This window comes from Paenibacillus sp. USDA918EY (genome assembly GCF_009870825.1).
GTDB lineage: Bacteria > Bacillota > Bacilli > Paenibacillales > Paenibacillaceae > Paenibacillus_AQ > Paenibacillus_AQ albilobatus.
The window spans coordinates 188,242-202,862 of sequence record NZ_WTWY01000005.1 but is presented as its reverse complement, the minus strand read 5'-3'; the positions used below and the strand labels follow the sequence as shown (position 1 = coordinate 202,862).

Here is a 14,621-nt window from a genome sequence, read left to right as displayed (position 1 = left end):
ATGAAAGATTTATATAAACTCATAAAATGAGTCTATATCGGATAGTTAAAGCGGTTACATTTTGGACCGGGATGGATGATTCCGCATGAAAGAATTTGATGATGCGAATCAATGCAACTAGAAGCAGAAGCGATCCATGATTGTGTTACGTTAACAACGAGCGCGGGGACTGAAGGGACTTGATGAACCCGTTTACTCTTCTTTCGTTTGCCGAAATGATTAATATAATTAAAGTTATTTTTGTCAATTAATAGTATTTGCAATATTAAAATAAACCATATTTCCAGGATCTACAATGATATAAAACTACGATTTCGTATACTATTCGACGATTTTCAATGTTCGTGCAGCGAAAGTTCCAAATGTGACCATGAAGTAGCTCGATCATCAAGTAAACAACATAAATGTTATGTAAACCATTGTTTAACGTCTAAGATCTTATACATTAAAACGGGTCGGGATTGGAACGATCTCCGATGTCGACACATGGCGAAAGAACCCTTTTTCCAGCCGCTTTTCATGCGGTCCGATGCTGAAACTTGTTCATCCGCTCAATTCAAGCTATAATATAGCAGTGTATTTATTAGACCGAAGTCAAGAATCAATAGCGAAAGAGAGCGGAAAAGTATGGGTCGTAAGTGGAATAATATCAAAGAGAAAAAAGCTTCAAAAGACGCAAATACAAGCCGGGTTTACGCTAAATTCGGCCGCGAGATTTATGTCGTGGCCAAGCAGGGCGAGCCGGATCCCGAATCCAACCGCGCGTTGAAAGTCGTACTGGAACGCGCGAAAACGTATAACGTGCCGAAAGCCATCATTGACCGCGCGCTCGAAAAAGCGAGAGGCAACTCCGATGAGGTATATGACGAGCTTCGTTACGAAGGTTTCGGACCAAACGGTTCGATGGTCATCGTCGATGCGTTGACCAACAACGTCAACCGCACGGCATCCGAAGTGCGCGCCGCATTCAGCAAAAACGGCGGCAACCTCGGCGTGAGCGGTTCCGTTGCATACATGTTCGACCAAACGGCCGTCATCGGCATCGAAGGCAAAACGGAGGAGGAAGTGCTCGAGCTGTTAATGGAAGCCGACGTCGACGTGCGCGATATCGTAAGCGAAGAAGACGCCGTGATCGTATACGCCGAGCCGGATCAATTCCAGGCGGTTCAAGATGCGTTCAGAGCGGCAGGCATTACGGAGTTTACGGTTGCGGAAATCACCATGCTGGCGCAAAACCATCTGACGCTTCCGGCAGACGTCCTGCCGCAGTTTGAGAAAATGATCGATGCGCTCGAAGATCTGGACGACGTGCAGCATGTGTATCATAACGTCGAATTCGAAGAATAAACTCCTCATTGGATGGTTCTGACTCACCCGGAAGGCATATTGCCGGTGAATCGAAAGACCCGCAGCGGATAAACCGCTGCGGGTCTTTTTTGAAGAGATGAGAAGGTTTCGATCCAACCCCTTTTCTTGTGTACGGCCTAACACTTGCTGGATTCATGCATCATCGTTTAGAAAGTGTGTTTTCTTTATGAAGATCATCGAAATTTGTAGTTCTCCCGAATTTTTGCATCTTTTCGCAAAGCAAATTATGATATGATCTAACAAGAGGAATTTTTGGCTCCAAAAATAGACAAAGAGAGGAGAGGGAGCATTGGCGAAACTGAAGGATATTGCAGTGCGTGTCGGCGTTTCCATTTCGACCGTTTCCCGGGCGATCAGCAACGATACGAGCCGGCCGGTCAATGAGGAAACCAAGCGGAAAATCCGCGAAGCGGCGCAGGAGCTCGGATACCCGCTTCAGGAAGAAACGGTATCCGGCCGGCCGGGACACGCCTCCCATAAACGGATCGCCTGCGTCGTGCCTCAGCAGTTGATCGAAAATCATCCGTATTTCAGCGAGGTGCTCGCAGGTTTCCATGACCGGATGAACGAGCTCGGACATCCCCCGGCGATCGTGCGGACGCTGGATGAAGTGAGCGATGCGGAGCAGATCAGAAATCTTATCAAGGAAAACGGGATCGAGGGCGTCGTCATCATCAGCTGGTATGACCAATCGCTGATCGAGCAGCTCGAAAAAGAATCCGTGGCCGTGCTTGGCGTAAGCCTGAACGATGAACGTTTAACGGTGCCGGTCGTCGATTGCGACCGCATTTTTTCGGCCCGAACCGCGGTTCGCCACCTTATTGAGCAAGGACACCGCCGGATCGGCTTTATCGGAGGACCCGCTTATTCCCGGAAAATGGACAACGACGAACGCTATATCGGATATAAATTCGCGATGATGGAAGCAGGCCTCTCCATGCCGGAGGATTGGATCATCAATACCAACTGGACCGTGGATTTAAGCTACAGCATGCTTACCGAGCTGCTTACGGGCCGTCCGAAAAGCGAATGGCCGACGGCTATCTTTTGCGCGAGCGACATGCTGGCCATTCCGGCCATGCGCGCCGTGGTCGAGCAAAAAGCGCGAATCCCGCAGGATATCGCGTTTGTCGGCATGGACGACATTTCGTTTGCGCAGTACACGAATCCGCCGCTGACATCGGTGCATGTCCCTAAATACGAAATCGGGAAAGCGGCGGCCCAATTCATGATGGATTACCTGGACGGCGATTATCCGGCGCTGCCGAAAATACTGCTGCCTTGCCGTCTTGTCGTCCGCGAATCTTCCGATTACGTCAGACAGCAGGCGTAGATAATGTAATGACGACGTAATTCCCCCATAGATCCTCAAAGAGAGCCTGATACGAAATGGAGTGTCAGGTTTTTTTGCCGTGCATTTTTCCTCGCATCAAAACAATCTCCAATTCAATTTGCAAATGAACTCCAAAAATAATCCAAATTAATGTTTGACAATCCAAATATCCCTGCATTATGATGAAAAAAATAAAAACAGTTTGGCTAATTATCCAAAAAAACCATGGAATCAGCAAATCATGAATTATTTTCGATATAAATTGGTTGCGCTTACATTACGTTTAGTATGGCGAATATAACTTTTATCGTAAGATCCATCCCGGGCACTTCTTCGCCTTACACGATGAGAAGCATATCCAAATTATTATCCAAAAACGATTCATATTTGCCGTGAAATTCTATTTTTCCACGTGATCATGAACCTTTATATAGAGTTGTCACATCGTAATATCGGATTCATGAACGCTTTCGCTTAAATCGGGAAAGGAGGGAATTGATTACAGTCTAATTATTGCGTCTTGATCATGACTTGACGAACTCATGTCCAAGCTCAAAGGGGGGATCCATGTGGCCAATGCCAAAGTTTCCGCAATGACCGGCGCGGCGCCGGAACCGAAAAAGGAATCCCGTTTGAAATGGAGCCGGATCGCCCGGAACTGGCAGCTGTACCTGCTCGTTTTGCCCGTGGTCGCGTACTACATTCTTTTTCACTACGTTCCGATGTACGGCATCCAAATCGCGTTTAAGGATTTTATCGCCACGAAAGGGATTACCGGAAGCCCGTGGGTGGGAACCGAACATTTCAATCGTTTTTTCCACAGCTATTTTTTCTGGCGTTTGATCAAAAACACGTTGGGGCTCGGGCTGTACAGCCTGGCCTTGGGTTTTCCGATTCCCATTCTGCTCGCCCTTCTGATGAATGAAGCCAAGTCGGCCAAATTCAAAAAATTCGTTCAAACCGTCACGTACGCGCCGCATTTTTTGTCCACGGTCGTCGTCGTCGGCATGATGATGATTTTTCTGTCCCCCCGATACGGGATGGTTAACCACGTCATCTCTTTATTTGGCGGGCGTCCGATCGATTTTATGGCCCAACCGGGCTGGTTCAAATCGCTTTACGTTTTTTCGGACGTGTGGCAGACGATGGGATGGAGCTCGATCATCTATTTGGCCGCGCTGGCCGGCGTGGACCATCAGCTGCATGAAGCGGCCCGCGTCGACGGTGCCGGCAGAATAAGGCGGATCTGGCATATTAACCTCCCCGGCATCCGTCCGACGATCGTCATTTTGCTCATTTTGAACATCGGCAGCATTATGGGCATCGGCTTTGAAAAGGTGCTCCTCATGCAGAACAACCTGAACATGGAAACCTCGGATATCATCGCGACCTACGTGTACCGTGCCGGTATACAGGGCGCCGAGTACAGCTTCTCCGCAGCGATCGGATTGTTTAATTCCGTCGTGAACTTCATTCTGCTCATCACCGTCAACGGGGTAACCAAACGGATGGGCGAAACGAGTCTATGGTAAGGAGGAAACGGCATGCTTCTGGAATCCCGCGGAGACCGCGTGTTCAATGTGATGATCTATATCATTCTCAGCCTTGTTGCCGTCATCGTGCTGTATCCGCTCCTATTTGTTCTCAGCGCCTCGTTCAGCGATCCGCAGGCGGTGCTGCGCGGCGAGATGCTGCTATGGCCGAAAGGCGTCAACCTGAACTCTTACGCGAAAATATTCCAAAACCAGGACATACTGACCGGTTATTCGAACACGCTGCTGTATACCTCCATCGGCACCTTGATCAACCTCGTGATGACCGTGCTCGGCGCATATCCGCTTTCGCGCAAAGATTTCGTGGGCAAAAATGCGATTATGGCGCTTTTTGTGTTCACGATGTTTTTCGGAGGCGGACTTATTCCGACCTACCTGCTGATCAAAGACCTGGGCATGCTGAATACCTTCTGGGTTATGGTCTTACCGAATGCCGTGTCCATTTGGAACATCATCATCATGCGCACCTTCTTCCAGCAGTCCATCCCGTACGAGCTGCAGGAGGCGGCGACGATCGACGGCTGCTCCAACATCCAGATTCTAACCCGCATCATTTTGCCTTTGTCGATGCCGATCATCGCCGTCATGATCCTTTTTTACGCGGTTGGACACTGGAATGCGTTTTTTAATGCACTGCTCTATCTGTCGGATAAAAACAAATTCCCGCTCCAGTTGATTCTTCGTGAAATTCTGATTCAAGGCCAAACGAACGACATGGTCAAAATGTCCACCGAATCGGCCATCAAGCAGCAGCGGGAAGTGGAAGGCATCAAATACGCCGTGCTTGTCGTCGCCAATATTCCGGTGCTCGTTCTGTATCCATTCCTGCAAAGATATTTTGTGAAAGGCGTCATGATCGGTGCCATCAAAGGGTAAACCCTTGAGTGGATAAAAGATGAGGCAAAGGGAGGAAGGTTAAGATGAACAGAAGCAAAAGGGGGAACATGCTGCTGGCCTGCCTGGTTTCCATTACGTTGCTTGCGGGGTGCAGCTCAGGCAAATCGGCCGATTCGGGAGGCGGAAAAGCGCAGGATGCGGCGGACGCCAAAATCAACCAGGAGGGTTTCCCGATCGTCAACGACAGCATCACGGTCAAAGCGTTTGCCGCCAAATTTTTTGCTAATGCGGATTGGAACAACATCAGGCTGTGGAAGGACTACGAGAAAAAGTCGAACATCCATGTCCAGTGGGACACCGTCCAGACCGAAACGTTGAAGGAAAAACGGAACCTGCTGCTCGCCGGCAACGACTACCCGGAAATGTTCTACGCTTCGGCTTTTTCGAGGTCCGACCTGCTGAAATACGGGAAACAGGGCGTCTTCATTCCGCTTAACGACCTGATCGACAAATATGCTCCCAATTTCAAAGCCGTGATGGAAAAATATCCGATCATCGCCAAAGGGCTCACGATGCCGGACGGAAACATTTACGGCCTGCCGACCATTTACGATCCCGAGTTCAAATCCGTTTTGTACGGCACGCCGTGGGTAAAGCAGGAATGGCTGGATAAGCTCGGCCTGAAGCAGCCGGAGACGCTGGACGATTTTTACAACATGCTGAAGGCGTTTAAGGAAAAAGATCCGAACGGCAACGGCCAAAAGGACGAAATCGCATGGGGCGCGGTCGGCACGGCCGGCATCGTCAATTATTTGCGGGGTTCCTTCGGGCTGAACAACCACGGCACGTCGAACTTGAACGTGGATACGGATCCCGAAACCGGCAATATCCGCTTCATTCCAGCCGATCCGCGTTATAAGGAACTGCTCCAGTTCGTGAACAAGCTGTATAAAGACGGGCTGCTGGAGCAGGACATCGTTTCGGTCAAGAGCACCGAAGTCGATGCCAAAGGCATGCAGGGACTGCTCGGCGTGTCCGACAGCGTGGATCCGGTGGCCATCTACAACCAAAAGGGATATGTCGGACTTTCCGTTTTAAAAGGGCCTCATGGCGACCAGGAGTATAACGCATACGGTTCCCCGCTCGGCAACATCGGCATGTTCGTGCTGACGGACAAAGCGAAACATCCGGAAGCGATGATGAGATGGATGGATTATTTCTACAGCGACGAAGGCATCAAGCTCTTTTTCATGGGCTGGAAAGATGAAACGTATACCGAAGACGCAAACGGCAACGTCGACTATACCGACGAAATCAAAAACAATCCGAATGGTCTCAACCTGGATCAGGCGGTGGGGCAATATTTGATTTGGCCGGGCGGATATTATCCGGGATTCGTCAAGCAGAAGTTTTTTAAAGGGGCGGAAGGCCTTCCGACTTCGGTCGAAAACGCCAAAAAAGCCGAACCTTACGTGCTGCCGCAGGATCAGGTCTGGCCGCCGTTCAACTTTACGCAGGATGAGCAAAGCGAGCTGACGACGATCCAGACGGACATCGAAACTTACGTCAACGAAATGAGAGATAAGTTCATCACCGGCAATGAATCCTTCGATAACTGGGACCAATACGTTGCCGCATTGAAGAAAATGGGCGTCGACCGCTATGTGGCGATTTATCAATCGGCTTCCGAGCGTTACGCCAAATAAATCACAAAATCCGTATACGCAGGAGTCTCGTATTCTACCGAAGGCATCCCTGTAAGGATTTCCATCAACCAAAGGGTAGGGGAGAACAAACATGGACAAACTGACAGCTGTTTTAATCGGAGCGGGAGCAAGGGGAGGGGCGTATGCCCGGTACGCGCTTGATTATCCGCATGAACTGGACGTCGTTGCCGTGGCCGAGGCCGACCCGGTGCGCAGGGACAAGTTCGCGCAGGATCATAACATCCCGCAGGAGCGGTGTTACGAATCTTGGGAGCTGCTGCTGAAAGAGCCGCGGATGGCCGACATCGCCATCATTTGCACGCAGGACCGGATGCACCATGGGCCCACGATGCAGGCATTAAAGCAGAAATATCACGTCTTGTTGGAAAAACCGATGTCGCCGTCGCCGGAGGAATGTCTCGAGATGGAGCGGATGGCCGCCGAGCAGGGGCGTTTGCTGACGATTTGCCACGTGCTGCGGTATACGCCGTTTTGGAGCACGATTAAAAAAGTGATTCAGGAAGGGCGGATCGGGGAAATCGTCTCCATCCAATTAAACGAAAACGTCGGTTATTGGCATATCGCCCACAGCTTCGTTCGGGGCAACTGGAACAATTCCGACAAATCGAGCCCGATGATCCTGCAGAAGTCCTGCCATGACATGGATGTCCTCTCCTGGCTTATGGATCGTCCTTGCGTTCGGGTCAGCTCCTTCGGTTCCTTGAAGTATTTTCATGAAGGCAATGCGCCGGAGCGTTCGTCTGCCCGCTGCCTGACCTGCGCCGTGGAACCCCATTGCGCATACTCCGCGCCCCGCTTTTATCTAAGCAACGAGTTCCGAGGGTGGGCAAGGCATTTTACTCCGGACCTGACCAGGGACAACATCGTCAAAGGATTGCAGGAGACGGACTACGGCCGCTGCGTGTTCCGGAGCGACAACAACGTCGTCGACCATCAGGTCGTCAATCTGGAGTTCGAAGGCGGCGCCACGGCGATGTTCAGCATGTGCGGCTTTACGTTCGAGCAGGAACGGCGGATTCAAATTATGGGTACGCAGGGCGAGCTGCGCGGGGAAGAAGACAAAATCACGCTGTATGATTTTCTTACCCACCAGAAGACAACCATCGAAATTCCCGTCCAAACCAGCGGCCATGGCGGCGGGGACAGCGGCATCGTGCGAAGCTTCATGAATCAGGTAAGAGATTACAGCGGCGGAGAAGGGTTAACGTCGGCCTCCGTTTCGGTGCGCAGCCACATGATCGCTTTTGCCGCGGAAGAATCCCGGCTGAACGGAGGGCAGGTCATCGAATTAAGCGATTTTATGGAAAAATGGCAGCCTGCCAACGCCGATTCGGCCCAATAATTATGACGTCCTAATTCATAAACTGGTTGTATAAAAAGATCTGCATGGCTCCGATACGGGGCTGGTGCAGATCTTTTTTTTTTGCATTTAGGGCGAAACGGGGATGCCGATCAGGAGGCTAGGCGGATTTAGAGCCTTTCTTCGAGCACATTCATCGACGTGATGTGATCTTTGGTTTCCTGCGTCCCCAGGCGGTACAACATCTGATAAATATCCTTCAGGTCGCGCTCGAAATAATCGTTATCCCGGTCATAATGCTCCGGGATGCCCGGATAATGCATACGGTAATAGGTTTCCATGTCAAAATGGTGCATCGAGTCGAAAAGTCCGCGAAGCGCCGTAATTTCTTCCGGCGTCGCTTCGATGACGAACTCGTAAGCCGAATCGCCTTCGGATTGCATGATCGTTCGGGATTGAACGGATACGTAATATCTTTTCTTTTCCAAGTCGAACACTCCTGACGAATTAGGTTAGTCCTTTGATTTCGAAATACCACCAAGCAAGCGCGCCCAACACGATCAGCACGGGAACGGCCAAATACAATATGACAATGGGGTTCGCGAGAAGCGGGTGCCTGGCGACCGTGGGATGGATCTGATCTTGTTCATGATGCTGTTGTTTGCGCATGATGGAAATCGACATGAACAGCGAAGCGGCGCAGACGATGACGGCGAGGACGATCAGAACGGTGTACATCATTGGATTCGTTTTCTCCCCTTTCGGCGTTCGGAAATGTATCGGTAAACGTATAAGTCGTTATGCGAATAGGCATGTTTTCTTCGGATTTCAGCAAAATAAGAACGGAGCAATGTCACTGCCATGTTTTCCATTCTTATCGTGCGCGGAATCGCTGAAATTATTCATTTTTCGATAGCCAAATCAGACATCATGAAGTGATGAAAACGGGATGTCATGCACCCTTTTAAGTGCGTAGAAAATAAGGATTTCATTTCATAATCAGGTTGTTTTAAATGAAATAGGATGTATTATATATTGATTTATTTATTTATATGACGTATTATACAAACAGAAAATTGATCGCCACAGGGAGGAGGCCACCATTATAAAACTGACTCCGCGCCAACAGGAAATTCTCGATATCGTCAAAAAGCACGCTCCCGTCACGAGCGAGCAAATCGCCGAAATGCTCAATTTAACGAGACCGACGATCCGTTCGGATTTATCCATCCTCGTCTGTCTCGATTACATTGCAGCCAAACCGAAGGTGGGTTACTTTCCGGGAACCAAAAAAACCGCGGCCGAAGAAAGCAAATCGTCTCTCCTGGATCTGAAGGTCGGCGATATTCACGGCGTTCCCGTGATCGTGCGGGAAACGACGACGATCCATGATGCGGCGGTGACATTGTTTCTGGAAAACGTGGGCCATCTCATCGTTACCGATGAAGAAGGCAAACTCGTCGGCATCGTGTCGCGCAAAGACATGCTGAAAGTGACGCTTGGAAATGCGGCAGCTTCCAACATGCCCGTGAGTTTTATCATGACCCGCAGAGCCAATGTGGTGACCGTGTCTCCGGAAGACACCGTTCTTGATGCGGCCCGAAAGATCATCACGCACCAAATCGACAGCCTGCCGGTCGTCGTGCCCGCGGAGTCCGGCGTTGACGGGGAGGTTCGCGTGGTCGGACGGATTTCCAAAACGAATATCATTCGAAAGATGCTTGAGATATTAGCACCGGAATAGTGGGAGGAATGGGATGAAACAGGCGTCAACTCGTGTTATAGCCATATGCTCGGATGCCATCGGCGAAACTGCGGAAGCAGTCGCCGTGGCAACCCTTCGGCAGTTTGAGCTGACGAACACGGAGATCAAACGAATCATGAATGTGCGGCATGAAGATGAAATCACGCGGTTGATGGAGGAAGTGGCCGTACGCGGCGGGCTTGTCGTCTACACGATCGTTCAGCCGGAGCTTCGGGAGGCCATCAAGGAGGAATCCATTCGTCTCAACGTCCGGACTGTCGATATTATGGGGCCCATGATGCAGGCGGTCATCGATACGTTTAACGATACGCCGAAACGGCTGCCCGGCCTTTTGCACCGACTGGACGAAGACTACTTCCGCCGCATCGAGGCCGTTGAATTTGCGGTCGCCAACGATGACGGCAAAGATGTGGGAGCAATCCTCAAAGCGGACATTATCCTGCTTGGCGTATCCAGAGTTTCGAAAACGCCGCTGTCGATTTTTTTGGCACATAAAGGGAAAAAGGTCGTCAATTACCCCGTCGTTCCCGAGCTGGCCCCACCGGCGCAGCTGCGCGAGGTGACGACAGGCAAAATCTTCGGACTTCATATCGACGCCGGGCAGCTGGTCAAAATCCGTTCCGAACGCCTCAAATCGTTGGGCCTTCCCATCGAAGCCCATTATGCATCCCTGGAACGCGTGCAGGCCGAATTAAAATACGCGCAGTCGTTGTATGAATCGTTAGGCTGTCCGGTCATCGACGTTACGGATAAAGCGATCGAAGAAACCGCAGGTCTTATTATGCAATTTTTCTAATTCAAGATTTTAAAAATGTTCAAATATACTTTCATGGATAGATGGAGGGAAAAAGAAAATGGAACATCAAATAGCTTTGGAGCTCGTTCGCATTACGGAGAAAGCTGCGCTTGAGGCGGCTCGCTGGACGGGAAGAGGAGACAAAAACAGCGCAGACGAGGCTGCCACCACGGCGATCCGGAGTCATCTGAACTCCGTGGCTATTGATGGGACCGTCGTGATCGGGGAGGGCGAAATGGATGAAGCGCCGATGCTGTATATCGGCGAAAACGTAGGGAACCGCAAAGGCCCGAAAATCGACATTGCGGTCGATCCGATCGAAGGGACCGAAACGGTGGCCAATGGGCTGAACGACGCGATTTCGGTATTGGCCGCGGCACCGGAAGGAAATCTGCTGCACGCCCCCGACATTTATATGGAGAAATTGGCCGTAGGGCCGCTGCTTGCCGGTCACCTGTCATTGGACGACCCGATCGAGACGACGCTGGCGAAAGCGTCCGGCATCTTGAACAAATCGATGTCCGAGATGACCGTATCGATTTTGGACCGGGAACGCCATCGCGGGCTGATCGCGGCGCTTCGGAAAGCCGGCGTCCGCATCAAGCTGTTGAACCATGGCGACGTCATGGGGGCCATCGAAGCGGCCACGGACAGCGACGTGGATATGTACATCGGTTCCGGCGGGGCTCCCGAAGGCGTTTTGGCCGCTGCGGCGCTGAAAAGCCTGGGGGGAGAAATGCAAGGACGTCTGCTGCCGGACGGCCCCGAAGAAACGGCCCGCGTAATAAAAATGGGACTCCCGGATCCCGGTCAGCTGCTTTACATGGATGATTTGGTTGGAACGGGAAACGTCATTTTCGTCGCCACCGGCATTACGGGAGGAGATTTTTTGAACGGCGTTCGTTATATGCAGAACCAAAAAGCTGAAACCCATTCCGTCATTATGCATTCCGAAAGCCAGATGGTCAGCTTCCTGCGTACGATTCATAAGCTCCCGTTAACGAGAGAAGTATTGACGCATGCAGCGATGTAAATCGTAGCTGAGCCAATGACCAACAAAGGATAGGCGAAATATGCCCGTCCTTTGTTGGTGTTTAATGTTATTTATGCTTGATAAATTCATATCATAGTAATAAAATATTATTATATGAACATCATTGTTGGTTTCCCAAGCCTTATTGCGTACGCGTCATTTTCTTACCAATTCCATTGAATGACACCTATCGGTCTTGTACGCGTCATTAATCTTAGGTCCGACAATACTGCATTTGATCAGGTTTTCTCTTAAAAAAGAATGAAGGAGCCATGACTATGACACAACCAACGATTCAGCCCATCGCAACGACAAACGCCCCTGGAGCGATCGGTCCATATTCGCAGGCCGTTCGCATGGGTAATCTGCTGTTCGCTTCCGGACAACTCGGCATCGATCCCGCTACGGGCGAAATGCCGGCAACGGTGGAAGAGCAAACCCATCAATCCTTGAAAAACGCGAAAGCGATCCTTGAAGCCGCAGGCACGGACTTGTCCCACGTGGTTAAAACGACGGTGTTCCTGAACGACATGAACGATTTTGCGAAAGTGAACGAGATTTATGCAAGCTATTTCGCGCAGCCGTTCCCTGCCCGCAGCGCCGTTCAGGTGGCCAAACTGCCGAAGGACGGACTTGTCGAAATCGAAGTCATCGCAATGATTCCGTAAGCTTGGAACAAGCAGCTCATGAAGATGGGCTGCTTTTTTTATTCCGCTCTATGCCCAATTTAAAATGAAATGTTCGATTGCGGCAGCCAGGATGCAAAACTCAAAAGATCGGGATGAAGCTGCCTGAGATATTCCAGATCCGCCTTGTAACCTTCCCTGATAAAGAACTGGGTGGCTTTGATTCCGTCGTGTTCATGTTTCGGAACGGGGGCCGAGTGCGGATAGACGGCAGCGGTGGCAAAAAAACGGCTTATATGTTCAGCAAGCTCTTTGACCGATAGCTCATCGCCGGCAATCTCCAGCGATTGTCCGATGAATTGATCCGGCTGCTCGAAAGCTATCCGCGCAAATACGCCAATGTCCTGAACGGCAATCATTTGTACTCTTGTATCCGCTTCACCTTTATAAGGAAGTAAAATTTGGCCATCGACTTTTTGGAGAGTAAATCTAAAGTTCTCCATGAACATGACAGGGCGAAGGATTGTTGCCGGAAGATTTAACGCTTGAATATACCGCTCAATTTTTCCCTTATTTTCAAATGAGGTAATTCCTGTATTTCGATCGGCACCAGCCGCGGAACTGTAAACAAAATGCGACACTCCCGTTGCCTTGGCGATTTCCGCTAAACGTTTCCCCTGCTGTTCTTCCTTTTCGGGATGATTTAGATCCAAGGATTGAACGCTAAACACCCCATATACGTTTTTGATGGCGCGCAGCAACGAATCGGAGTCCTCCAAATCCCCCTTTACGACTTCGATCCCTGGCTTCATAAGCGATTGCGAAGCGGGGTGGCCGGGATCGCGCACCAAGGCACGAACCTTCCACCCGTTTGCCGACAGCTGCCTTGCCACGGTACCTCCTTGTTGTCCCGTAGCCCCAGTCACCAAAATGATTTTAGAAGACATTCCTTTTCCTCCTTAGCTTTGCAAGTAAGCGATAAATCCGCTGTTGATAGTGTAATTGGGATGAAATAAGATTTAAAGAAGGCAATATTTTTAAATATAGTTTCAAAAAGTGAATTTACTATCTTTTTTATAGGAGAAATGTATGAGCATAAAAACGGAAGAAGAACAGTGTCTTTACAACATCCAGCAGGCCATTGAGGTACTGGGGGGGAAGTGGTCCTTTTTGGTTCTGGGACAACTGTTTTGCCATGACGTTCAGCGTTTTAACCAGATGCGTAGAACTTTGAAGCACATCAGCACCAAATCTTTGACCGATACGCTGCGTCATTTGGAACAAAATGAAATCGTTAAGCGGACCGTGCTTCCCACCGTACCTGTCACCGTGGAATATTCCTTGACCGAAAAAGGAAAGGATTTTAAAACCGTTATTTCCGAAATGCGGAGCTGGGGAGAAAAATGGGGCGGCGGCATAGAGTGATCTTATGCAGCTAAAAGTTCACCTTCTTCATCAACGAGTGCTGGACTGGGGATGCGCCTATGCCACTGATAGCGTAACCTGGAACAAGCGGCTTTCGTTTGCGGAATGGGCAGATCGTTTTGTTCAGTTTGCATCAGGCATGAATTGAATAACCGTTGTCTGCATGAAACAGCCTGGTGCATCCAGCATGAGGCTGTTTTGCTGCGTGTAAAGGATCCAAACGGAATAAAATGGTAAAATTATTTTTAATCGTTTTTCGGAGCTGAAGCGTCTTACATATGTTAGTGAGGGTTGAAAGATTCCATCTCATACCGGAATAAAGAGAGAAGGGGGGCGGTGATGGTTGGAAAACACGATGAACAAAATCAACGTCGCGAGTTTAGGGGTTATGGACGAGGAAGCTTTTTTCAAATGCCTGGCGGAGGAGCAGCGCAAATTGTATTCGATCGCTTACAGCTACATGCGGAACGAAGCGGACGCGCTTGAAATCGTGCAGGAAGTGTCCTGCCGGGCATGGATGAAACGCAAAAAACTCAAAAACGAGCAAGCTTTTACACCGTGGCTGATCCGGATTACGATCAACTGCTGCATGGACGAGCTGAGGCGCAAAAAACGCGTTTTCCCGTCGGAAACGATCAAGGAAGAAGCGGTTCAGGAAATGAAAAGCAGCGACCGGATCGACTTGGAGCGGGCCATGGCCAAGATGAAGAAAAAGTACCGCCACGTCGTGATGCTGAAATATTACCAGGACATGACGACAGCCGAAATCGCCAAGGTGCTTCAAAAACCGGAGGGCACCATCAAAAGCTGGCTGCGCGAAGGGCTAAAACAGCTTCGTAAATATCTGTAAAGACAGGA

General features: G+C 50.1%; 15 protein-coding genes. 12 read left to right on the top strand and 3 right to left on the bottom strand.

The window, feature by feature from the left end; translation table 11 throughout:
* The first annotated feature begins 627 nt into the window (after nt 1-627).
* From GQY55_RS13000 to GQY55_RS12975, 6 genes are all read left to right on the top strand, one after another.
* The gene (locus GQY55_RS13000; RefSeq protein WP_160041951.1) at nt 628-1,347 is read left to right on the top strand and encodes a YebC/PmpR family DNA-binding transcriptional regulator; all 720 of its coding nucleotides are present in this window, start codon (nt 628-630) and stop codon (nt 1,345-1,347) included.
* A gap of 310 nt (nt 1,348-1,657) precedes the next feature.
* Nucleotides 1,658-2,701: a LacI family DNA-binding transcriptional regulator gene (locus GQY55_RS12995; protein ID WP_160041949.1), complete on the top strand. Its 1,044-nt coding sequence runs from the start codon at nt 1,658-1,660 to the stop codon at nt 2,699-2,701.
* A 593-nt stretch (nt 2,702-3,294) separates the two neighbouring features.
* The gene (locus GQY55_RS12990; protein WP_160042296.1) at nt 3,295-4,233 is read left to right on the top strand and encodes an ABC transporter permease; all 939 of its coding nucleotides are present in this window, start codon (nt 3,295-3,297) and stop codon (nt 4,231-4,233) included.
* Between the two features lie 12 nt (nt 4,234-4,245).
* Nucleotides 4,246-5,130 carry a carbohydrate ABC transporter permease gene (locus GQY55_RS12985; RefSeq protein ID WP_160041947.1) on the top strand — a complete coding sequence of 295 codons (885 nt, stop codon included), beginning with the start codon at nt 4,246-4,248 and terminating at the stop codon, nt 5,128-5,130.
* Nucleotides 5,131-5,174: 44 nt separating this feature from the next.
* A complete protein-coding gene (locus tag GQY55_RS12980; protein WP_160041945.1) occupies nt 5,175-6,797 on the top strand; it encodes an extracellular solute-binding protein in 1,623 nt (540 codons plus the stop codon).
* 91 nt (nt 6,798-6,888) lie between these two features.
* Complete coding sequence (locus GQY55_RS12975; protein ID WP_160041943.1) at nt 6,889-8,160, top strand: Gfo/Idh/MocA family protein; 1,272 nt, start codon at nt 6,889-6,891, stop codon at nt 8,158-8,160.
* 128 nt (nt 8,161-8,288) lie between these two features.
* Here GQY55_RS12975 and GQY55_RS12970 read toward each other — a convergent pair whose 3' ends face one another.
* On the bottom strand, nt 8,289-8,606 hold the full coding sequence (locus tag GQY55_RS12970) for a hypothetical protein (protein WP_160041941.1): 318 nt from the start codon (nt 8,604-8,606) through the stop codon (nt 8,289-8,291).
* Between the two features lie 19 nt (nt 8,607-8,625).
* The gene (locus GQY55_RS12965) at nt 8,626-8,859 is read right to left on the bottom strand and encodes a hypothetical protein (protein WP_160041939.1); all 234 of its coding nucleotides are present in this window, start codon (nt 8,857-8,859) and stop codon (nt 8,626-8,628) included.
* 361 nt (nt 8,860-9,220) lie between these two features.
* Between GQY55_RS12965 and GQY55_RS12960 the strand changes: the two genes are divergently transcribed.
* From GQY55_RS12960 to GQY55_RS12945, 4 genes are all read left to right on the top strand, one after another.
* Nucleotides 9,221-9,862: a CBS domain-containing protein gene (locus GQY55_RS12960; protein WP_160042294.1), complete on the top strand. Its 642-nt coding sequence runs from the start codon at nt 9,221-9,223 to the stop codon at nt 9,860-9,862.
* A gap of 13 nt (nt 9,863-9,875) precedes the next feature.
* Nucleotides 9,876-10,679: a pyruvate, water dikinase regulatory protein gene (locus GQY55_RS12955; protein WP_160041937.1), complete on the top strand. Its 804-nt coding sequence runs from the start codon at nt 9,876-9,878 to the stop codon at nt 10,677-10,679.
* A gap of 58 nt (nt 10,680-10,737) precedes the next feature.
* Nucleotides 10,738-11,712, top strand: coding sequence for a class II fructose-bisphosphatase (gene glpX, locus GQY55_RS12950; protein ID WP_160041935.1), 975 nt, complete (start codon nt 10,738-10,740; stop codon nt 11,710-11,712).
* Between the two features lie 278 nt (nt 11,713-11,990).
* Nucleotides 11,991-12,380, top strand: coding sequence for a RidA family protein (locus GQY55_RS12945; RefSeq protein ID WP_160041933.1), 390 nt, complete (start codon nt 11,991-11,993; stop codon nt 12,378-12,380).
* A 59-nt stretch (nt 12,381-12,439) separates the two neighbouring features.
* Here GQY55_RS12945 and GQY55_RS12940 read toward each other — a convergent pair whose 3' ends face one another.
* The gene (locus GQY55_RS12940) at nt 12,440-13,285 is read right to left on the bottom strand and encodes an NmrA/HSCARG family protein (RefSeq protein ID WP_160041931.1); all 846 of its coding nucleotides are present in this window, start codon (nt 13,283-13,285) and stop codon (nt 12,440-12,442) included.
* 142 nt (nt 13,286-13,427) lie between these two features.
* Here GQY55_RS12940 and GQY55_RS12935 point away from each other — a divergent pair, with 142 nt between their 5' ends.
* A complete protein-coding gene (locus GQY55_RS12935) occupies nt 13,428-13,763 on the top strand; it encodes a winged helix-turn-helix transcriptional regulator (RefSeq protein WP_160041929.1) in 336 nt (111 codons plus the stop codon).
* A 355-nt stretch (nt 13,764-14,118) separates the two neighbouring features.
* On the top strand, nt 14,119-14,613 hold the full coding sequence (locus GQY55_RS12930) for a sigma-70 family RNA polymerase sigma factor (protein ID WP_160042292.1): 495 nt from the start codon (nt 14,119-14,121) through the stop codon (nt 14,611-14,613).
* Nucleotides 14,614-14,621 lie beyond the last annotated feature (8 nt).